Raw genomic sequence first — 19,652 nt, forward strand, 5'->3', positions numbered from 1 at the left:
CGTTCTTCTGTGTCGTGGGGAATGAACCCCGGCCGGGACTGCTAGCCCGGCGAGGGTGTCGGTACGTGGCCGCCGATGTCGCGCGCGATGCTCAGCGCGATGTCGTGCAGGCGCGGTGCGAGTTCGTTGCGCAGGCGCTCCTCGGTGAAGACGAAGGCGGCGCCGCCGCCGTTGAGCGCCATTACCTCGCCATCGGGGCCGATGAGCGGCACCGACACCGAGTTGATCTCGCGGTGGAACTCGCCGAGCGACAGGCAATAGCCCAGCCGCTTGGATTCGCCGATGGCGCGGTTCATGTTCGGCGCGATGCTGTCCCACTCGGGGCCGCGCAGCAGGCGCATCGAATCGATCAACTGGTTGCGCTGGGCCTCGGGCAATGCCGAGAGATAGGAGCGGCCGAGCGCCGAATTGGCCAGCGGCGCGCGCGAGCCCACGTCGAGCCGGGCGGACAGCATCGACGAGCGCGGGCGGCAGGCTTCGATCAGCACCATCTCCATGCCGTCGCGCACGGCCAGGTAGACCGAGGCACCGACCTCCTCCGCCATCGCCTGCATGCTGGGCCGCGCCGCAGCGCGCACGTCGAGGCTGCCGAGGAACACGCGCGACAGCGACACCACGCCCGGCCCGAGCATGAAGCGGTCGGCCGCCTGCGCCGGCTTGAGCATGCCCAGCGAGAGCAGCGTGGCGACCAGCCGGTTGACGGTGGGGCGAGGAATGCCGGTCATGCGCGCCAGATCGGCATGGCCCAGCACCGGGCGTTCTTCGCTGAAGCAGCGCAGCACCGAGATGCCGCGCTCCAGCGCGCTCACGGTGTCGGAGCGCTCGCCGCGCGCGTCGGCCTGCTCGGCCGCGGAAAAGGAGGTGTCGTTTTTGTCAGTGGACATGGAGGAACCCTTTGCAAGACGCTCCAATGTAGAGGCTTGCGAAGAGAGGGCGTCCGGGCTCATGGCCGATGGCTCAGGTGCCGGCCTCGGCCGTGGCGAGCGAGGTCGCCGCGCTCTGCCCGGCACCGGCGCGCAGATACACGCCCTGCTCCAGCAGCGCGGACTGCAGCGCGCCCACGTCGATGAAGCGCGGTTCGATGCCGCCACGCGAGGCCAGCGCCGCCGCCACGCCCGCGGCCTGGCCGGTGATCCAGCATTGCGGGATCTCGCGCATGAAGCCGTGCGAGTTGCGGTCGCAGGAGATGTGGCGGCCGCAGGCCAGCAGGCCGTCGAGCTTCCGCGGCACCAGTGCGCCGTAGGGAATGGAGATGTTCGGGAACTTGGGCGAGACCGCTGGCGACACGCCGACCTCGTCCGCCAGCGGCACGCCGTCGGGCCACTGGCTGCGCAGCACTGCGCCCACGCCGCTCAGGCGCCGCGCATGGCGCACGCCGATCTGCGGCGCGCTCAGCATCAGGTAGGCGTCCTCGAAGCCCGGCGCGTGGGCGCGGAAGTAGTCGAGGTGCGCGGCCATGGCGCGGTGCGAGCGCACTTCCACGGCGGTGAGGTCGTCCACGTCGAGCGCCGAGTAGCCCGACTGGCGCGGTCCCATGAAGAGGGCCACGTCGTTGCGCCACGAGACGAAGGGCCGCTCGAACAGGCCGCACTGCTCGCGCCCGCCCGCCATGAAGGCGGTGAAGGCTTCGGGCTGGCCGGCCTTGAACTCGATCCAGCGGTTCATGTCCACGCCGCCGAAGAGCCAGGAGGTGTTCATGCAGTGATGCACGTCGGCCTCCTCGATGTCGTTCACGTAGTCGGCGCCGGCGCGGGCGAACAGGTCGCCGTCGCCGGTGGCGTCGACCACCACGTCGGCCATGATGGCCATGCGGCCTTCCTTGCTCTCGAACACCACGCCCTTGACGGCGCCGTCCTGCACGATGGGAATGGCGGCCCACGAGTGGTAGATGAGCTTGACCTTGCGCTCCAGCACGATCTCCTGCGAGAGCAGCTTCAGCCGCTCGGGGTCGATGGTGGGCGACCAGGTGACGATGCCGTGGTAGGCGGCGGTGCGCTGCGACCAGTGCGCGGCCTTGGCCGTGTCCTGCGAGCCCCAGTCTTCGCGCACCGGACCGGCGATGGCCTCGGCCGGCAGGCGGTCGAACAGCTCTTCCGCGAAGCCGCGGATCACCAGCTTGCCCTCCCAGTCGGTCATGCGGTCGATCCAGATGACGAGGCCGCCGGTCGACAGGCCTCCCAGGTGGTTGTAGCGCTCGAGCAGCGCCACGTCGGCACCCGCCCGGGCTGCGGCCGCGGCGGCGGCGGTGCCCGACGGGCCGCCGCCGACCACCAGCACGCCGCAGCGGTGATAGACCGGAATGCTCTTGCCGGGCTCGGCCCAACTGCCGTGATCAGGTCGCTTGACGCGGCTGTCGCGGTCGAAGATGTCGGAGGACAGGATGCGCTCGTCGGTACGGACGACAGTTTTCATGAATGCGTTCTTGGCTTGGCTTGTTTCGCTGTATTTTGATTTCACTTTCCATTTTGTCAAACTCAAAAGACAAATATCTGGGGTATTCCCTAGTGAATATGGATTTTTATGGATTTCAAGATCAATATTGGAAGAAGCATTCCAACGGAGACATCGATGAAGAAACTTCACGGCACCCGCCGTGCATTCGGCTCGGCCCTCAGCGCCGCGGCCCTGCTGGGCCTTGCGCCGCTGGCCATGGCGCAGGACTTCCCGGCGCGCGGCAAACCCATCCGCATCGTCGTGGGCTTCACTGCCGGCGGCGGCACCGACGCGCAGGCGCGCATCGTTGCGCAGAAGCTCGGCGAGGTGCTGGGCACCAGCGTGATCGTCGACAACAAGCCCGGCGCCAGCACCATGCTGGCGGCCAACGAGGTGTCGCGCGCCCAGCCCGACGGCTACACGCTGCTGTACGCGCCCTCGTCCACCATGGCGCAGAACCCGCACACCTTCGCGCAGGTGCCCTACGACCCGTTCAAGGACTTCACCGCCATCTCGATGGGCGGGCGCGGGCCGCTGGTGCTGTCGCTGAGCACCAGCGTGCCGGTCAACAACGTGAAGGAGCTCGTGGCCTACGTGAAGTCGCACCCTGGCAAGGTGAGCTACGCCTCGTTCGGCGCGGGTACCTCCTCGCACATCTACGGCGAAGCCTTCGTGAAGAAGACGGGCATCGACGCGGTGCACATTCCGTACAAGGGCGGCTCCGATGCCGCGAAGGACCTGATCGGCGGGCGCGTGCAGTACATGTTCGACTCGGCCTCGTCGGCCATCATCACCGCCTCAACCGGCAAGGTGAAGATCCTCGCGGTGGCCGCCGGCGCGCGCATCGCCGCGCTGCCCGACGTGCCCACCTTCGCCGAGCAGGGCTACGCGGGGCTCGACCTGCCGAGCTGGCTGGGCTTCTACGGGCCGGCGCGCATGCCGGCGCCGGTGGTCGCGAAGCTCAACGCAGCGCTGGTGAAGGTACTGGCAATGCCGCAGGTGCAGGAGTTCTATCGAAGCGGCGGCTACGAGGCCGGCGCCACCACGCCCGAGGAATTCGCGGGCATCACGCGATCGACCTATGACAGCTGGGGCGCGATGGTGCAGCAGGTCGGACTGGTCAAGCAGTGAGCGGCATGCGCGCCCCTCTTCATCGCCGCCGCTTCGCCGCCTGGCTTGCACTCGGCGCCGCCACGCCATGGCTGGCAGCGCACGCCGCCGCGCCATTTCCGGAGAAGGGCCGCACGATCCGCATCGTGCTGGGCCTTGCGGCCGGCGGCGCGTCGGATGCGCAGGCGCGCTTCGTCGCCAACAAGCTCGGCGAGGTGCTGCAGACGCCGGTGATCGTCGAGAACCGTCCGGGCGCGAGCTTCATCCTCGCGACCGAGGAAGTGATCCGCTCCGCGCCCGACGGCTACACCTTCATGTACGCGCCCTCCTCGGTGGTGGCGCAGAACCCGCAGACGCTGGCGCAGGTGCGCTACGACCCGTTCAAGGACCTCACGCCGATCTCCCTCGGCGCTCGCGGCCCGCTGGTGCTGACCGTGCACGCGAGCGTGCCGGCGCGCACGGTGCAGGAGCTGGTGGCGTACATCAAGGCCAACCCGGGGAAGATGAGCTACGCCTCCTTCGGCACCGGCACCTCGTCGCATATCTACGGCGAGGCCTTCGCGCGGCAGGCCGGGCTGGACGTGGTGCACGTGCCCTACAAGGGCGGCGCCGATGCGGCCAAGGACTTTCTCGCGGGCCGCGTGCAGTACTACTTCGACGCCGCACCCAACGCCATCCAGAACACAGCCACCGGCAAGGTGCGCATGCTGGCCGTGGCGGCGCCGAAGCGCAGCCCGATGCTGCCCGACGTGCCCACCATGGGTGAGCAAGGCGTGAGCGGCGTCGACATGCCGAGCTGGCTGGGCTTCTACGGACCGGCGCGCATGCCGGCGCCGGTGGTCGAGAAGCTCAACGCCGCGCTGGCGCAGGTGCTGGCGATGCCGGCCACGCGCGACTTCTTCCGACAGGGCGCGTACGAGGCTGAATCGTCGAGCCCGCAGCAACTTGCCGAGTTGACGCGCGCGACCTACGACCAGTGGGGCGACATCATCCGGAAGCTGGGGCTGGTGAAACAGCAGCAGTGACAGGACTCAGCGGAAGAACGCCTGCAGCCGCGCGTTGACCTCGTCGGCGCGCTCGTACTGCGCCCAGTGGCCGGCACCGTCGACCACCACGCCCTCGCGCGCAGGCCCTTCAACAGCCAGTTGCGCGACCAGCGGGCGTGGGTCGGCGGTGACGTCGAATTCGCCCCACAGCAGCAGCGTCGGCACATTCAATGTGCCGAGCGCCTGCTGCAGCCCGCCCGATTGCGACACCTCCTTGCTGCGAAAGCGCGTGCCGTGGCAGGAGATGTCGTGGATCTCGAAGGCCAACGCATCGATGGCGGCAGGGTCGTGCAGCATCAGCGCGGCCAGGTTGTTCAGCAGCGCGGCGCGCTCCGTCTCGCGGTCGGGGGCGGCGCGCCAGTTGATCATCTGCGCCGTCATGCGCCGGAGCGTTCCGTGGCCGCCGCTGCCCACCAGCGCCAATCGGCGAATGGCACCACGCTGCACGGCGAAGCGCGCCGCGGTCAGCCCGCCGAAGGAAAAGCCGCCGAGGTCGATCGGAGTGCCAGCGCCGACGAGCTGGTCGAGCGTTCCGCCAAGCGCGGCGAGCAGCGGCTGCAACGAGTCTTCACCCGGTGCCACGCGCGGCGGTGCGTCGGATTCGTTGAAGCCCGGCATGTCGGGCAGCCACAACGTGCGGCCGGCCGAAAGTGCCTCTGCATTGCGCAGCCAGTGCATCCAGCTGCCGTGACCGCCGTGCAGCAGCACCAGCGGGGGCTGGCTCGTGTCCGTACCGAATCGGCGCCAGCGCACGCGCACGCCGTCGTGCACAGGGTCGAGATGAGTCGACAGCGCATCGATGCGCGCGATGGCCTCGCGGGCCTCGGCTTCCTGACGTGTCGTCATGGCCACATCCTCTGCAGCTCGGGCTCGCCGTCGAAGAATTGATGCTTGAGCGCGCCCAGCACGTGCAGCGCGAAGATCACGTAGAGCACGTAGCCCGCCCAGGCATGCACGCCGCCCAGCACGGTGTGCAAGGTTTCCTTCAGCGTGGGCTCGATGGCCATGATCCAGCCGATGCGCGGCCATTCGAACAGGCCGAACAGCTGCATCGGGTGAGTGGAGGCGTCTTTCCAGGCCGAGTCGTGCATCCAGCCCGACAGCGGCAGCAGGATCATCAACAGGTACAGCGCGCCGTGTGCAGCATGCGCCGCGAAGCGCTCCAGCGCGCCGAAGGAGCCCGGCATCGCCGGCGGCTTGTGCGTGGCGCGCCAGAGGATGCGCATGATGACCAGGCCCAGCACCGTGATGCCTATCGACTTGTGGGTATCGATGGCGGGGCGCACCCAGTCGTCAGGGTATTGGTCGACCAGCAGGATCAGGGCGATGTTGGCGATCATGAGCACGGCAATCAGCCAGTGCAGCGCGATCGCGGTCCGGGTGTAGCGGGTTTGTGCGAGCATGCGGGGAATTTTCGGGCGTGGGCCGACTCAGTCGGGAGCGCGTGCGATTGTCCCGGCATTCCCCGGGCTTTTCGAAACCGCAGGCCGAGTCTTTACGTACCAGCGAACCACCGACCGACAGCCGCCCGGACGACATCCCTTGAACGATCCTCTCCAAAGCGCCTTCGTGGCCGCATCGCCTCGCCTGTCTCCACCCGGCACCCCGCTGCGAAGCTGGCTCATCCACGGCAGCGTGCTCGTGCTTTGGGCACTGCTCTTCGCCATGGCCTTCAAGGCCGTGGACGTCGGGGCCTGGTCGGTGGGCGTGGCCTACGTGCTCTACGACACCGTGCTGCTGCTGTTCGTCGCGTGGATGACGCTGCCGATCCTGCGGCTGCGGCCCTCGCCTTCCTCTGCGACCGCGACGCGGCGCAACACGCTGGGCGTGATCGTCGCCTCGCACAACGAGGCGGCCGTGCTGCCCGTGACGCTGGCCGCCCTGCTGGCCCAGACCGACGCACCCGACCGCATCGTGATCGCCGACGACGGATCGACCGACGGCACGGCCGGGCTGCTGGTCACGCAATACGGTCTCGTCGCACCGGGCCTCGGTGAACTGAGCGCACCCAGCGCCACGCATCCTTCCCTGTATTGGCTGCGCCTGCCGCACGGCGGCAAGGCCGTCGCGCTGAACGCGGCCGTCCTGTGCATCGACACCGACACCGTGCTCACGGTCGACGGCGACACGCTGCTCGACAGCCACGCCATCGGCGCCGTCCGCCGCGCCTTCTCCGAAGAGCCGGAACTCGTCGCCGCCACCGGCGTCATCACGCCCGTGTGCAGTCGCACGCTGGCCGGCCGCTGCTTCCAGTGGTTCCAGACGTATGAGTACATCCGCAATTTCCTCTCGCGCTATGCATGGATGCGGGTCAACGGACTGCTGCTGATCTCGGGCGCCTTCGCCGGCTTTCGCACCGAGGCGGTGCGCGCCGTGGGCGGCTTCGACACCGACTGCCTGGTGGAAGACTACGAACTCATCCACCGCCTGCACCGCCACGCCCAGGCGCACGGCCTGCCGTGGACCGTGCGCGTGCTCGGCGACGCACAGGCGCACACCGACGCGCCGAGCAGCACCGGCGCCTTCCTGCGCCAGCGCCGCCGCTGGTTCGGCGGCTTCCTGCAGACGCAGTTCTGGTACCGATCGATGGTCGGCGACCGGCGCTACGGCTGGCTCGGTGTCGCGATGCTGCCCGTGAAGGCAGTCGACACGCTGCAGCCGCTCTACGGCCTCGCGGCCTTCGGGCTGCTGCTGGTGTACCTGGTGCGCGGCAACCTCGGCGTGCTGGCACCGGTGGCCGGAGTGATCGGCGCGAAGATCGTGCTCGACCTCGCCTTCCATCTGTGGTCGGTGTACCTGTACCGGCGCTGGATCGGCTCCGGCAGCAGCAAGGCCGGCTTCGCACAGGCCTTCGCGGCCGCGCTGGTCGAGCCCTTCACCTTCCAGATCCTGCGGCACACGGGTGCTGCGTGGGGATGGTGGATGTTCCTGACCGGGCGCGGCACCTGGGGAAGGCAGACGCGCGTGGGGCTGGTGGATGCTGATGGGGTGCGGCGGGGCTGAAGCCTCAAGCCCCGAAGCGGAAGCTCGACACCACCAAACCGCCCATGAACGCATCCTCGTGATACACGCGCTCGCCGCCCTCGCCCTCGGCCGCACCAACCGCCACCATCAGCGGAATCAGGTGCTCCTCGCGCGGATGCGCCATGCGCGCCGCGGGGGCTGACTCCCAGTCGAGCAATTGCGCATTGCGCTCGCCGGCAGAGCTCTTCACCACCGCCGCGTCGAGCCAATCGTCGAAAGCCTTCGACACGCCGTGTGCCTGCGGGCCGAAGTTGCGCAGGTTGTGATAGCTCAGCCCGCTGCCGACGATCAGCACGTTCTCGTCGCGCAGTGGCGCAATCGCGCGGCCCAGCGCCAGGTGCTCGGCCGGGTCGAGCCCGCGGCGCAATGACAGCTGCACCACAGGCACGTCGGCCTTCGGGTAGATCGCGGCCATGGGCGAGAACATGCCGTGGTCGTAGCCGCGCTCGGGATCGATCTGCACCGGCAGGCCGGCGGCGGCGATCAGCGACTGCACGCGCTGTGCGAGTTCGGGTGAGCCCGGCGAGTCGTAGTGCACCTCGTAGGTGTGGGCCGGGAAGCCGCCGTAGTCGTAGATCATGGGCGGCCTGGGGTTGCCCTGCACCGTGAAGACCGGCGACTCCCAGTGCGCCGACACCATGAGGATGGCGCTCGGCTTGCGGCCGATCTGGCACGGCATGTCGGCCAGCGAGGCTGCGAGCTGGTCGTAGGTCGGGCCCATTTCCTTCTTCATCCAGGGCCAGGGGCCGCCGCCGTGCGAGATGAAGTACGTGGGCAAACGAGAAGTGTTGGTGGCGTTGTCGTGGGTCAAGTCGATGCTCCTTGAAAGCGTTGCATCGACTCTAGACATTTCCCTGGAAGAAATCGACAGGCTACGATGCATCGAATCAGTTCCTCACAAGAAAGCTTCAAGGACGTTCACATGGACCGGATGACCAGCCTGCGGGTGTTTCGCGAAGTGGTGGAGGCCGGCAGCTTCGTCGCGGCGGCCGACCGACTGGGCATGTCGCCGCCGATGGCCAGCAAGCATGTGGCGCAGCTCGAGAAATCGCTCGGCGCGCGGCTGCTGCACCGCTCCAGTCGCCACCTGAGCCTGACCGAGGCCGGCACCGCCTGGTACGAGCAGAGCCGTCGCGCGCTCGACCTGCTCGACGCGGCCGAAGCCGCCATCGGCCAGACCAACGACACGCCGCGCGGCCAGCTCAAGGTGAGCGCGCCCGTGTGGTGCGCCACGCCGCGCTTCGCCCGGGTGCTGGCCGACTACCGCGAGAAGTACCCGGAAGTGCTGGTCGACATGCACCTGGAAAACCGCAAGGTCGATCTCGCTGCCGACGGCTACGACCTGGCCTTGCGCGCCACGCAGGAGCCCTCTCCCGCCCTGATCGCCCGGCCGCTGTGCCGCGTGCCCTTCTTCCTCGCCGGCACGCCGGCCTACCTGGAGCGCATGGGCGACGTGCCCGCGGTGCCGGCCGATCTCGCGAAGCTGGGCGCCATCGTGCCGAGCTACGTGAACCTGGACAACCTCGCGCTCAAGGGGCCGGGCGGGCGGATGTTTCCGCTGCGGCTGGTGCCGGCCATGCGCTCCGACGACACCACGCTCACGCTGCACGCGGTGCGCGCGGACATGGGCATCGCCTACATGCCGACGTGGCTGATCGACGACGACATCGCGCAGGGCCGGCTGGTGCGGCTGCTGCCCGAGTTCGAGGCCACGCCCGTCACGCTCTTCGCGGTGTACACCAGCAGGCAGTACATGTCGCCCAAACTGCGTACTTTCATCGACTTCCTGGGCGAGCGGCTCGGCGGCATGGAGCCCGCTGAAGGCTTCCTGAAGAACGCACCTTTTCGGGGCAAGGTCATGCATGCACGGCTAAAGTCCTGAGCACTCCGGGAGACACCGCCCTTGTTCCGCTTCTTCGAAAAACTCCTTCATCCCTACCCTGCCGCCGAGCCTGCGATGCCGCCGCAGGGCTTCCTCGCCTTTCTCTGGGCCTGCACGCATGGCGTGCGCGGCAAGATCGCGGCGATGGCGGCGCTCACCGCCGCCATGTCGATCTTCGAGGCGGCGCTGTTCGCGATCCTCGGCCGCATCGTCGACTGGCTCGCCGGGCAGGAGCCGTCGCGCCTCTGGCAAGACCGCGGCACCACGCTCACGTGGCTGGGCGTCTTCCTGGTGATCAGCATCCTCGTGGTGGCGCTGCAGACCATCGTGAAGCACCAGACGCTCGCGGTGAACCTGCCGATGCGCCTGCGCTGGAACTTCCACCGGCTGATGCTGGGCCAGAGCATGGCCTTCTACCAGGACGAGTTCGCGGGCCGCATCACGGCCAAGGTCATGCAGACCGCGCTGGCGGTGCGCGACACCGTGTTCGTGCTGGCCGACGTGCTGGTGGCGATGGGCGTGTACGTGGCCACCATGATCATCCTGGTGGGCGTGCTCGACGCGCAGCTGGTCTGGCCCTTCCTGATCTGGCTTGCGCTGTACATCGGCTCGCTCGTGTATTTCGTGCCGCGCCTGGGCAAGGTCGGCAAGGAGCAGGCCGACGCCCGCTCGCTGATGACCGGCCGCGTGACCGACGCCTACACCAACATCGCGACCGTCAAGCTGTTCTCGCACACGCAGCGCGAGGCCGGCTTCGCGCGCGACGCGATGCGCGAGTTCATGAAGACGGGCTACGGCCAGATGCGCCTGGTGAGCGCCTTCGAGATCGTCAACCACACGCTGAGCATGGGCCTCACGGCCGGCATGGCGGGCGTGGCGCTGTGGCTGTGGTCGCATGGCGCGGTCGGCGTGGGCGCGGTGGCAGCAGCCACGGCGATGGCGCTGCGGCTGCAGGGCATGTCGCACTGGATCATGTGGGAGATGACCAGCCTGTTCGAGAACATCGGCACGGTGCAGGACGGCATGAAGACGCTGTCGCGCCCGCGCACAGTGCTCGACGCGGCCGACGCAAAGGCGCTCGAAGTGCCGCGCGGCGAAGTGCGTTTCGAGCACGCGAGCTTCCGCTATGGCGACGCGGGCCGCCGCGTCATCGACGACCTGAACCTGACGGTGAAGCCCGGCGAGAAGATCGGCCTGGTCGGCCGCTCGGGCGCCGGCAAGTCGACGCTGGTCAACCTTCTGCTGCGCTTCCACGACCTCGAAGGCGGCCGCATCCTGATCGACGGGCAGGACATCGCGCACGTCACGCAGGACTCGCTGCGCAGCCACATCGGCATGGTCACGCAGGACACCTCGCTCATGCACCGCTCGGTGGCCGACAACGTCGCCTACGGCCGGCCCGACGCCACGAAGGAGCAGATCGAGGCGGCGGCGAAGCGCGCCGAGGCGCACGACTTCATCCAGACGCTGGGCGACGCGAGCGGCCGGCGCGGCTACGAGGCGCACGTGGGCGAGCGCGGCGTGAAGCTCTCGGGCGGCCAGCGCCAGCGCGTGGCGATTGCGCGCGTGATGCTGAAGGACGCGCCGATCCTGCTGCTCGACGAGGCCACCAGCGCGCTCGACTCCGAGGTGGAGGCCGCCATCCAGCAGAGCCTCTATGCGCTGATGGAAGGCAAGACCGTGATCGCGATCGCGCACCGGCTGTCGACCATCGCGGCGATGGACCGGCTCATCGTGCTCGATGAAGGCCGCGTGGTGGAAGAAGGCGACCACCGCACGCTGATGGCGCAAGGTGGCCTGTACGCGCGACTGTGGGCCCACCAGAGCGGCGGCTTCCTGGGCGACAGCCTCGAGGGAGACGAGGCACTGCGCGCCTGAGCGGCCCTCAGGTCGGCAATGCGCCGGCCTCGTATTGCGCAACGAACTCCCCGCTCGGCGGGATCGGCTTGATGATGTCGATCAGCACGCCGTTCGGGTCGCGCGTGATGAAGTGGCGCTGCCCGAAGGCCTCGTCGCGCAGCGGCAGCAGGATCGGCAGGCCGGCGGCCTTCAGCCGGTCGTGCACCGCATCAGGGTCGTCCACCTCGAAGTTCAGCAGCGTGCCGCCCGCCACCTGTCCGCGCGCGGCGGCCGGAATGGTTTCGTGCCGGCCGTCGAGCACGGCGAGGTTCACCGAGGGCTCGTCCGCCAGTTGCAGGTGCACGTACCAGTCGCTGGTGAAGAGCGGCGCAAAGCCGAAGTGCGTCTTGTAGAAATCCGCGGTTCCTGCAACGTCGTTGGTCATGAGAACGGGGTAGTAGCTCGTCACTTTCACGATGAGTCCTTTCATTTAACATACAGACTGCATGTAAATTGAATATAACTTACAGACAGGCTGCATGTAAATGAGCAAGACCACATCGGCAACGGTCAGGACCAACCGCGAACGCACCGAGACCACGCGCCTCGCGCTGATCGAGGCGGCACGTGCCCTCTTCGTCGGCAAGGGCTACGGCGACACATCCACGCCGGAGATCGCGCTCGCGGCGGGCATCACGCGCGGCGCGCTGTACCACCACTTCACCGACAAGCGCGACCTGTTCCGGCAGGTGCTGTTGCGCGAGGGCCAGGCCGTGGCCGCCGACATCGAGGCGGCCGCGCCCGAGCAGCTCGCGCCGCGCGAGGCCCTGCTCGAAGGCAGCAAGGCCTACCTGAACGCGATGACGGCGCCGGGCCGCACGCGGCTGCTGCTGATCGACGGGCCCGCGGTGCTGGGCATGGAAGAAATCGTTGCCATGGACAACGCGACTTCGGCCGCCTCGCTTCGCGAAGGGCTGGCGCGCGCGGGCGTTGGCAAGGACGAGGCGTCGCTCGACGCGCTCACCCCGCTGCTCGCGGCTGCCTTCGACCGGGCCGCGCTGGCCATCGACGCGGGCGCGAACCTGGAGGAAACCCGCGCGGCAATGCTGTGGCTGCTGGAACGCACGCTCGGCCCGGCCCGGAAGCGCTGACGATGCGGGACATGTCGTGGGGCGATGCTTCGCACGCGCCTACAACGCCCGCCGCCTCCTGCCGACAGTGCCGCCGCGAAGGCGGCGCAATGCTGGACTCGTCTTCAACACAGCAGAGGAGTCCCCGCGTGAATTCCATCATCTACATCGTCGGCCTGGTCGTGGTCGTGGTGGCCGTGCTTTCGTTCTTCGGCCTTCGCTAGGTCCATGCGCATCCCACGAAACGGGGCCCTTCGCGGCCCCGTTCCTCATCGTGGCCCGCCGGAATGTGCGGGGCATAATTTGCGCGCCCCCGCACCACGCGGGGCCTCATTGAGCGACAACGACTGGCTGCGAAGGGAACCTGTTGACCAACACCGCGCTGCGAGAACCTGCCTTCCCGGATGCGGTGATCACCGAGGCGATCCGATGGACCGAGCAGAACGGTCCGCTCGACGACGCGCAGGCCCTGCGCCTGGCCTCTTCCCGCGCAGCCGATGCGCATGGACAGATCACCGAACGCGCGCTGCTGCTCGGCGAGCGCATCGGCCTTCAACCTGAACTCGCGCGCGCCCGGCAATGGGCACCCTGGGTGCTGCTCGGGCTCGCGGCGCTGATCGTGGTTGCGGGCCTCGGGCTGGCGGGCAACGTGGTCGGCGGCGGCGAGCGCCACATCAACGTGATCGTCGCGCTCGCGAGCCTGCTGGGCCTGCATGCGCTCACGCTGGTGCTGTGGCTCGCCGGCCTGTGGCTGCCGCTCGGCTCGTTCAACACCGCATCGCTCGGCTGGATCTGGCTGTCGCTCACCGCGCGCGTGGCGGGCGGCAAGCGCGGACAGGCGCCGACGCTGGTGCGCGCGGCCACGGGCCTGCTGTCGCGCGCGAAGCTGCTGCCATGGGCCTTCGGACTCGTGAGCCACGGCATCTGGTCGCTGTCGTTCGCGGTGGTGCTGGCCGCGATGCTCTTCGCGCTCGCATTCCGCAGCTACACGCTGAGCTGGGAGACGACGATCCTCGATCCGGAGTTCTTCGTGCGCGCCGTGCAGGCGCTGGGCTGGGCGCCCGCGAAGCTCGGCTTTCCCGTGCCCGATGCCGCCACCGTGCTGGCCGCTTCACCCGGCGCCGCAGGCCAGCGCACGTGGGCGCTGTGGCTCACCGGCTGCATCGTCGTCTACGGATTGCTGCCGCGCCTTGTGCTCGTGCTTCTCAGCGCAGCCGTCCTGCGCAGCCGCCGCAAGGCCCTGCAGCCAGACTGGCACGAGCCCTACTACCGCAAGCTGCTGGCCCGCTTCGCCGCGATGGCGCCGGCGGCCATCGTCGACGCCGATCCGGGCCGCCTGCGTGGCGCCATGCCCGCGAGCCTGCCGGCCTCGCAACTGCGGGACACCCTCTTCGTCGTCGGCTTCGAATTACCGCCCGACATGCCCTGGCCCCCGGCCGCGCTCCCCGCCGACCTCGCGGCGCAGGCGCAGCGCATCGACGGAAGCGCCCCAGCGCGCCGTGCCCTGCTCGACCAGTTGGCCCAGGCCCGTCCGCGCACCGTGCTGCTCGTCTGCCACGCCGCATCCAGCCCCGACCGCGGCACCGAGCGCTTCCTGCGCGAAGTGCTGATGCATTGCGGCGAATGCCGCCTGTGGCTCGCCGATGCGCCCAGCACTGCCGCCGCGCAACGCTGGCTCGACTGGCTGCAGGACACCGGCCTGGAGCGCATCACCGCCAGCGACCGCCTGGACATTGCCCCATGACGCAGCAGCAGCAACCCATCCGCATCGCCGTCGTCGGCCACACCAACGCGGGCAAGACCTCGCTGCTGCGCACGCTCACGCGTCGCGTCGACTTCGGCGAGGTGTCGCAGCGCCCCGGCACGACGCGCCATGTCGAGTCGGCCGATCTCGACGTGAACGGTGAAGCCGCCGTTCGCTTCTTCGACACGCCCGGTCTGGAAGACGCCGTCGCATTGCGCGAGCACCTCGCCGGCTTCGACGCGCAGGCGACGCCTCCGGAGCGCATCCGCCAGTTCCTGCGGGGCCCCGAGGCCCACGGCGTGTTCGAGCAGGAGGCCAAGGTGCTGCGCACCATGCTCGACATCGACGCCGCCTTCCTGGTCATCGACGTGCGCGAGCCGGTGCTGCCCAAGTTCCGCGACGAAATAGAGCTGCTCAACTCCTGCGCGCGCCCCGTTCTGCCGGTGCTGAATTTCGTGCGCGACGCCGCGAGCCGCGAGCCGGCATGGAAGGAACTGCTCTCGGCCTACGGCCTGCACGTGCAGGTGCGCTTCGATGCGGCGGCGCCCTTCGTCGGCGCCGAGCAGGACCTGTACGACGACCTTGCCACGCTGCTGCGCGATCGCCGCGAGCTGCTGCGCGGCGTCGTCGATGCGCTGGCCGCCGAAGCTGCCGAGCGCCGGCAGTCGGCATGCACGCGCATCGCCGCCCTGCTGGTCGATGCCGCCGCGGTGCGGCGCACGGTGTCGTCCACCGAATTCGCCGACGAGGCACGCCGCAAGACGCTCGTCGCCGCGCTGCGGAAGGCAGTGTTCGACAAGGCCCAGCGCTGCACCGACGACCTGCTCGCGCTCTACGGCTTTCGCCAGGGCGATGCGGACGAAGCACCCTTGCCGATCATCGAAGGCCGCTGGACGCTCGATTTCTTCAGCCCCGAGGCCATGAAGGACGCGGGCCTGCGCCTCGGCAAGGGCGCGGTCATCGGTGCCGCGGTGGGCGTGGTGGCCGACCTGGCCGTGGCCGGCATCTCGCTCGGCGCGGGCGCGGCGCTCGGCGGTGCCATCGGCGGTGCGGTGTCGCAAGGCTGGGGGCCGCTGGGCCGCAAGCTGGCCAACAAGCTGCGCGACGTGCACGAGCTCACGGTGGAAGACGGCGTGCTGTTCACGCTGGTCGCGTGGCAGCTGAAGCTCACGCAGGCGCTGGAGCAGCGCGGCCATGCGGCCACGCAGCGCATCGCCGCCGAGTCGCCCAGGGACGGCGACGCTCCCACGCGGGCCGCAGCAGCCGCAGTGCGCGATGCGCAACCGGCGCGCAACCATCCCGAGTGGGAGGCCGGCGGCATCGCCACGCGCAGCTTCTGGCGCCCGTCGCCGCAGCGCGAGGCGCTGGTGGCTGAGCTGTCGGTGGCGCTGCAGCGCGCCTTCGTCGAAACGCCCTAGTTCGTCAGCGCCTGCAGCCGCGCGTAGTCGCCCGGCCGCGCCCCGAGTTGCTCGGGCGTGGAGCGCTTGACGACCCGCTCCAGGAAAAGCTGCCGGTTGGCCGGCGACACGGTCATGCCCTTGTCGCGCAGGAACTTCTCGTCTTCCAACTCGCCGGCGATCACGCCGACGTTGGTCCACTTCGCGGTTTCGACCAGCACCTTCTCCACCATCGTCTGCTGCTGCGGCGTCAGCTTGCCCCACGCGGCCTTGCCGATGACGACGCCCAGCGTGTCGTAGACGTGCGCCGTGAGCAGCACGTACTTCTGCACTTCGTAGAGCTTCTTCGACTTGACGATGTCCAGCGGGTTTTCCTGCGCCTCCACCTCGTTCTTCTTGAGCGAGCCGTAGAGGCTCATGAAGGGCAGCGTCACCGGCTTGGCGTCGAGCGCGGTGGCGAAGAGCTGGTAGGCCGCGGCGGCGGGTACGTACAGGCGCAGGTCGCGGAAGTCCTCGGGCCTGGCCAGCGGCTTCGCCGAAGTGACCTGGCGCGCACCGTAGTAGACGGAAGCGACCATGCGGTTGCCGCTCTTCTCGTTGTAGCCCTTCATCAGCTCGGCCAGCAGCGGGCTCGCCAGGTACTTGCGCATGTGGTCGAGGTCCTTGAAGGCGAAGGGATAGCTCCCCAGGCTCAGCGGCGGATAGCCCTCGGCCAGCGTGGCCTGCCCGACGTAGGCGATCTGCACCGAGTCGTTCGCCAGCATCAGCGGAAAGTCGCCCTCCTGCCCCAGCCTGGAGGACGGCACCACTTCGATCTTGATCTTGCCGTCGGACTGCTCGGCGATCTTGCGCGCCGCCAGTTCGGCCTGCTGGTGGAAGATGCTCGTGGGCTCGTAGACATGGCCCCACTTGAACTGCAGGACCTGGGCATGAGCGGGCACCGCTGCGGCGAGCGCCACGCAAAAAAGAAGACCGGCGCGGCGCCACGGCAACAAGCTTTTCATCGACTCTCCCTCGGGTTGAAAACAGTCCGGCCGTATGCAAGATCGGCGCCATGGCTGCGGGCGGACACCGGGCGAATTCGTCCGGCGCGGGAATCGTAAGGATTTGATACAAACATCGGGAGCGGGTTTGCCCGACTCCAGCCCGCGCGCCTACGATGCCTGCCCACCAGACCACCAGAACCGGAGGAGACCCCGCATGTCGTTCCTGAATGCCTACCTGCTTCCGCTCACCGTGCTCGCCGCCCTCGGATCGGGCCTCATCGCGGGCCTGTTCTTCGCCTTCTCGAACACGATCATGAAAGCGCTCTCGCGCATGCCGCCCGAGCAGGGCATGGCCGCGATGCAGCACATCAACGTCGTCATCCTCAACCCGGTGTTCCTGGGCGTCTTCGTGGGCACCGCGCTGCTGGGCGTGGTGCTGGGGCTGCGGGCGGTGCTGGCGCCTGCCGGCTGGACCTCGGTCTGGCTCATCGTGGGCGCGCTCGCTTATGTGGTGGGCTCGTTCGCGCTGACGCGCATCGTCAACGTGCCGATGAACGACGCGCTTGCGCGGGCCGACGCCACCGCGGCCGTCGCCGCGGTGCAGTGGCCGGCGTATGTGGAGCCTTGGCTGCGCTGGAACCATGTGCGCACGGTGGCTTCCATTGCCGCCACGCTGTCGTTCACTCTGGCCGCGATTCAACTTGGCCGTGCGACTGCACCATGACAGCCACACTGCGTGCCATCCGCGCCGACATCACGACGCTGCAGGTCGACGCCATCGTCAACGCCGCCAACTCCTCGCTGCTCGGCGGCGGTGGCGTGGACGGCGCGATCCACCGCGCGGCCGGGCCCGAGCTGGTGCATGAATGCCGGCTGCTGGGCGGGTGCAAGACGGGCGATGCGAAGCTCACGAAGGGCTATCGCCTGCCCGCGCGCTTCATCATTCACACGGTCGGCCCGGTGTGGCGCGGCGGCGAATCGGGCGAGCCCGAGCTGCTCGCGTCGTGCTACCGGCGCTCGATGGCGCTGGCCGCCGCGCAAGGTGTGCGCAGCATCGCGTTTCCGAGCATCAGCACCGGCATCTACGGCTACCCCGTCGAGCTGGCGGCGAAGGTTACCGTAGACACCGTGCGCGAGGCATTGGCGGGCACCACGACAGTGGAAGAAGTCGTCTTCTGCTGCTTCTCGCCGGGCGACCTCGCGGTCTACGAGGCGGCGCTGGCCTAACGCAAGCGCCACCTGCAAAAAACATCCACAACGAGCCCCACACCCCATGTCCGATTCCCCCTTCGAGCCCGACGACAGTGCAGCCGACGGCAACGCCGGCATGCGCAAGGACCTTACCAGCTACGGCGACCGTGGCTTCTCGCTCTTCCTGCGCAAGGCCTTCATCAAGGGCGCGGGCTTCACCGACGCCGCGCTCGACCGCCCGGTGGTCGGCATCGCCAACACCGGCAGCGCCTACAACCCCTGCCACGGCAACGCGCCGCAGCTCATCGATGCGGTGAAGCGCGGCGTGATGCTCGCGGGCGGCCTGCCGATGGAGTTCCCGACCATCTCGGTGCACGAGAGCTTCGCCGCGCCGACCAGCATGTACCTGCGCAACCTGATGGCCATGGACACCGAGGAGATGGTGCGCGCCCAGCCCATGGACGCCGTGGTGCTGATCGGCGGCTGCGACAAGACCGTGCCGGCGCAGCTCATGGGTGCCGCATCGGCCGGCCTGCCCACTATCCAGCTCATCACCGGTTCGATGCTCACGGGCAGCCACCGTGGCGAGCGCGTGGGTGCATGCACCGACTGCCGACGCTACTGGGCCAGGTACCGCGCGGGCGAGATCGACGCCGAGGAAACCGCCGACGTCAACAACCAGCTGGTGGCGAGCGTGGGCACCTGCTCGGTCATGGGCACGGCGAGCACCATGGCCTGCATCGCCGAGGCGCTTGGCATGACGGTGCCGGGCGGGGCCTCGCCGCCGGCGGTGACGGCCGACCGCATCCGCATCGCCGAGCAGACCGGCGCGCAGGCCGTGCAGATCGCGCGCGACCGCCTCACCATCGACAAGGTGCTGACCCCCGCGGCCTTCGAGAACGCGATGCGCGTGCTGCTGGCCATCGGCGGCTCGACCAACGGCATCGTGCACCTCGCGGCCATCGCCGGGCGCATGGGCCTGGACATCGACCTGCTCGCGCTCGACCGCATGGGCCGCGAGACGCCGGTGCTCCTCGACCTGAAGCCCTCGGGCCAGCACTACATGGAAGACTTCCACGCCGCTGGTGGCATGGCCACGCTGCTGCGCGAACTGAAGCCGCTGCTGCACCTCGATGCGCTCACCGTCACGGGCCGCACGCTGGGCGAGGAGATCGAGCGCGCCGGGCCGGGCTTCAGGCAGGACGTGGTGCGCCCGGCCAGCCAGCCGATCTATCCGCAAGGCGGCATCGCCGTGCTCTGGGGCAACCTGGCGCCGGGCGGCGCGATCATCAAGCAGTCGGCCGCCGACCCGGCGCTGATGGAGCACGAGGGCCGCGCCGTGGTCTTCGAGAACGCCGAGGACCTGGCCCTGCGCATCGACAGCGACACGCTCGACGTCGCGCCGCAGGACGTGCTGGTGCTCAAGAACATCGGCCCCAAGGGCGCCCCTGGCATGCCCGAGGCAGGCTACATCCCCATCCCGCGCAAGCTCGCGCGCGCCGGCGTGAAGGACATGGTGCGCATCTCCGACGGCCGCATGAGCGGCACCGCCTTCGGCACCATCGTGCTGCACGTGACGCCGGAGTCGGCCATCGGCGGACCGCTGGCCTACGTGCGCAGCGGCGACCGCATCCGGCTCAGCGTGGCGAACCGCGAGATCTCGCTGCTGGTGGCCGACGACGAACTGGCGCGCCGCGCGAAGGAGACCGCGATGGTCGAGCCCACGGCCGAGCGCGGCTACAGGAAGCTGTTCCTGCAGACCGTGACGCAGGCCGACAAGGGCGTCGACTTCGACTTCCTCCGCGCACCGGACACCATGGGCAAGGTGCCACGTTGATGCGAAGGGCCATGCGCCGCTTCTGCACAATGC

At 68.9% G+C, this 19,652-nt stretch carries 18 protein-coding genes; 11 read left to right on the forward strand and 7 right to left on the reverse strand.

Annotation, left to right across the window (positions count from 1 at the left end; all coding sequences use genetic code 11):
* Positions 1 to 41: 41 nt before the first annotated feature.
* Together EJO71_RS28220 and EJO71_RS28225 are read right to left on the reverse strand one after the other, a co-directional pair.
* Complete coding sequence (locus EJO71_RS28220) at positions 42 to 884, reverse strand: IclR family transcriptional regulator (RefSeq protein WP_125951968.1); 843 nt, start codon at positions 882 to 884, stop codon at positions 42 to 44.
* A 73-nt stretch (positions 885 to 957) separates the two neighbouring features.
* On the reverse strand, positions 958 to 2,412 hold the full coding sequence (locus tag EJO71_RS28225) for an FAD-dependent oxidoreductase (protein ID WP_125951969.1): 1,455 nt from the start codon (positions 2,410 to 2,412) through the stop codon (positions 958 to 960).
* 156 nt (positions 2,413 to 2,568) lie between these two features.
* On the opposite strand from EJO71_RS28225, the gene EJO71_RS28230 reads away from it, so the two are divergent.
* Positions 2,569 to 3,564, forward strand: coding sequence for a tripartite tricarboxylate transporter substrate binding protein (locus EJO71_RS28230; RefSeq protein ID WP_125951970.1), 996 nt, complete (start codon positions 2,569 to 2,571; stop codon positions 3,562 to 3,564).
* 5 nt (positions 3,565 to 3,569) lie between these two features.
* The gene (locus EJO71_RS28235) at positions 3,570 to 4,568 is read left to right on the forward strand and encodes a tripartite tricarboxylate transporter substrate binding protein (RefSeq protein ID WP_125951971.1); all 999 of its coding nucleotides are present in this window, start codon (positions 3,570 to 3,572) and stop codon (positions 4,566 to 4,568) included.
* Positions 4,569 to 4,574: 6 nt separating this feature from the next.
* Here EJO71_RS28235 and EJO71_RS28240 read toward each other — a convergent pair whose 3' ends face one another.
* Entirely contained in the window at positions 4,575 to 5,435 is an 861-nt protein-coding gene (locus EJO71_RS28240) for an alpha/beta fold hydrolase (RefSeq protein WP_125951972.1), read from the reverse strand.
* Positions 5,432 to 5,992, reverse strand: coding sequence for a cytochrome b/b6 domain-containing protein (locus EJO71_RS28245; RefSeq protein WP_125951973.1), 561 nt, complete (start codon positions 5,990 to 5,992; stop codon positions 5,432 to 5,434). Before EJO71_RS28245 ends, EJO71_RS28240 begins: the two co-directional genes overlap by 4 nt.
* Positions 5,993 to 6,131: 139 nt before the next feature.
* On the opposite strand from EJO71_RS28245, the gene EJO71_RS28250 reads away from it, so the two are divergent.
* Positions 6,132 to 7,592, forward strand: a complete 1,461-nt coding sequence (locus EJO71_RS28250; RefSeq protein ID WP_125951974.1) for a glycosyltransferase — start codon at positions 6,132 to 6,134, stop codon at positions 7,590 to 7,592.
* 4 nt (positions 7,593 to 7,596) lie between these two features.
* On the opposite strand, the gene EJO71_RS28255 is transcribed toward EJO71_RS28250, so the two are convergent.
* Entirely contained in the window at positions 7,597 to 8,424 is an 828-nt protein-coding gene (locus EJO71_RS28255) for a class III extradiol ring-cleavage dioxygenase (RefSeq protein WP_125951975.1), read from the reverse strand.
* 111 nt (positions 8,425 to 8,535) lie between these two features.
* Here EJO71_RS28255 and EJO71_RS28260 point away from each other — a divergent pair, with 111 nt between their 5' ends.
* Positions 8,536 to 9,495 (forward strand): LysR family transcriptional regulator, encoded by a 960-nt coding sequence (locus EJO71_RS28260; RefSeq protein WP_125951976.1) that lies wholly within the window; start codon positions 8,536 to 8,538, stop codon positions 9,493 to 9,495.
* A 21-nt stretch (positions 9,496 to 9,516) separates the two neighbouring features.
* Positions 9,517 to 11,373 carry an ABC transporter ATP-binding protein gene (locus EJO71_RS28265; RefSeq protein WP_125951977.1) on the forward strand — a complete coding sequence of 619 codons (1,857 nt, stop codon included), beginning with the start codon at positions 9,517 to 9,519 and terminating at the stop codon, positions 11,371 to 11,373.
* A 7-nt stretch (positions 11,374 to 11,380) separates the two neighbouring features.
* Here EJO71_RS28265 and EJO71_RS28270 read toward each other — a convergent pair whose 3' ends face one another.
* Positions 11,381 to 11,824, reverse strand: coding sequence for a VOC family protein (locus EJO71_RS28270; RefSeq protein ID WP_240651545.1), 444 nt, complete (start codon positions 11,822 to 11,824; stop codon positions 11,381 to 11,383).
* Positions 11,825 to 11,879: 55 nt separating this feature from the next.
* Here EJO71_RS28270 and EJO71_RS28275 point away from each other — a divergent pair, with 55 nt between their 5' ends.
* The 3 genes from EJO71_RS28275 to EJO71_RS28285 all read left to right on the forward strand — a co-directional run bounded on the left by EJO71_RS28275 (position 11,880) and on the right by EJO71_RS28285 (position 15,626).
* Complete coding sequence (locus EJO71_RS28275) at positions 11,880 to 12,485, forward strand: TetR/AcrR family transcriptional regulator (protein ID WP_125951979.1); 606 nt, start codon at positions 11,880 to 11,882, stop codon at positions 12,483 to 12,485.
* 346 nt (positions 12,486 to 12,831) lie between these two features.
* The gene (locus EJO71_RS28280) at positions 12,832 to 14,208 is read left to right on the forward strand and encodes a DUF2868 domain-containing protein (RefSeq protein ID WP_125951980.1); all 1,377 of its coding nucleotides are present in this window, start codon (positions 12,832 to 12,834) and stop codon (positions 14,206 to 14,208) included.
* Positions 14,205 to 15,626, forward strand: a complete 1,422-nt coding sequence (locus tag EJO71_RS28285) for a GTPase/DUF3482 domain-containing protein (RefSeq protein ID WP_125951981.1) — start codon at positions 14,205 to 14,207, stop codon at positions 15,624 to 15,626. Before EJO71_RS28280 ends, EJO71_RS28285 begins: the two co-directional genes overlap by 4 nt.
* Here EJO71_RS28285 and EJO71_RS28290 read toward each other — a convergent pair.
* Entirely contained in the window at positions 15,623 to 16,609 is a 987-nt protein-coding gene (locus EJO71_RS28290; protein WP_125951982.1) for a sialic acid TRAP transporter substrate-binding protein SiaP, read from the reverse strand. The genes EJO71_RS28285 and EJO71_RS28290 overlap by 4 nt on opposite strands.
* A gap of 196 nt (positions 16,610 to 16,805) precedes the next feature.
* On the opposite strand from EJO71_RS28290, the gene EJO71_RS28295 reads away from it, so the two are divergent.
* Genes EJO71_RS28295 through EJO71_RS28305 form a run of 3 tightly spaced genes read left to right on the forward strand, consistent with a single transcriptional unit; the run spans position 16,806 to position 19,619 of the window.
* Positions 16,806 to 17,315: an anthrone oxygenase family protein gene (locus tag EJO71_RS28295; RefSeq protein WP_125951983.1), complete on the forward strand. Its 510-nt coding sequence runs from the start codon at positions 16,806 to 16,808 to the stop codon at positions 17,313 to 17,315.
* Entirely contained in the window at positions 17,312 to 17,818 is a 507-nt protein-coding gene (locus EJO71_RS28300; protein ID WP_125951984.1) for an O-acetyl-ADP-ribose deacetylase, read from the forward strand. The genes EJO71_RS28295 and EJO71_RS28300 overlap by 4 nt, the downstream gene beginning before the upstream one ends.
* Positions 17,819 to 17,864: 46 nt before the next feature.
* The gene (locus tag EJO71_RS28305; protein WP_125951985.1) at positions 17,865 to 19,619 is read left to right on the forward strand and encodes an IlvD/Edd family dehydratase; all 1,755 of its coding nucleotides are present in this window, start codon (positions 17,865 to 17,867) and stop codon (positions 19,617 to 19,619) included.
* The last annotated feature ends 33 nt before the right edge of the window (positions 19,620 to 19,652 follow it).

Source organism: Variovorax sp. 679 (assembly GCF_003952185.1).
GTDB lineage: Bacteria > Pseudomonadota > Gammaproteobacteria > Burkholderiales > Burkholderiaceae_C > Variovorax.

Bases quoted from the DNA above. Each gene is read 5' to 3' on its own strand.
- EJO71_RS28245 (WP_125951973.1), bottom strand. From the start codon at position 5,992: ATGCTCGCACAAACCCGCTACACCCGGACCGCGATCGCGCTGCACTGG.
- EJO71_RS28305 (WP_125951985.1), top strand. From the start codon at position 17,865: ATGTCCGATTCCCCCTTCGAGCCCGACGACAGTGCAGCCGACGGCAAC.
- EJO71_RS28225 (WP_125951969.1), bottom strand. From the start codon at position 2,412: ATGAAAACTGTCGTCCGTACCGACGAGCGCATCCTGTCCTCCGACATC.
- EJO71_RS28300 (WP_125951984.1), top strand. From the start codon at position 17,312: ATGACAGCCACACTGCGTGCCATCCGCGCCGACATCACGACGCTGCAG.
- EJO71_RS28260 (WP_125951976.1), top strand. From the start codon at position 8,536: ATGGACCGGATGACCAGCCTGCGGGTGTTTCGCGAAGTGGTGGAGGCC.
- EJO71_RS28240 (WP_125951972.1), bottom strand. From the start codon at position 5,435: ATGACGACACGTCAGGAAGCCGAGGCCCGCGAGGCCATCGCGCGCATC.
- EJO71_RS28295 (WP_125951983.1), top strand. From the start codon at position 16,806: ATGTCGTTCCTGAATGCCTACCTGCTTCCGCTCACCGTGCTCGCCGCC.
- EJO71_RS28220 (WP_125951968.1), bottom strand. From the start codon at position 884: ATGTCCACTGACAAAAACGACACCTCCTTTTCCGCGGCCGAGCAGGCC.
- EJO71_RS28290 (WP_125951982.1), bottom strand. From the start codon at position 16,609: ATGAAAAGCTTGTTGCCGTGGCGCCGCGCCGGTCTTCTTTTTTGCGTG.
- EJO71_RS28285 (WP_125951981.1), top strand. From the start codon at position 14,205: ATGACGCAGCAGCAGCAACCCATCCGCATCGCCGTCGTCGGCCACACC.
- EJO71_RS28230 (WP_125951970.1), top strand. From the start codon at position 2,569: ATGAAGAAACTTCACGGCACCCGCCGTGCATTCGGCTCGGCCCTCAGC.
- EJO71_RS28270 (WP_240651545.1), bottom strand. From the start codon at position 11,824: ATGAAAGGACTCATCGTGAAAGTGACGAGCTACTACCCCGTTCTCATG.
- EJO71_RS28235 (WP_125951971.1), top strand. From the start codon at position 3,570: ATGCGCGCCCCTCTTCATCGCCGCCGCTTCGCCGCCTGGCTTGCACTC.
- EJO71_RS28275 (WP_125951979.1), top strand. From the start codon at position 11,880: ATGAGCAAGACCACATCGGCAACGGTCAGGACCAACCGCGAACGCACC.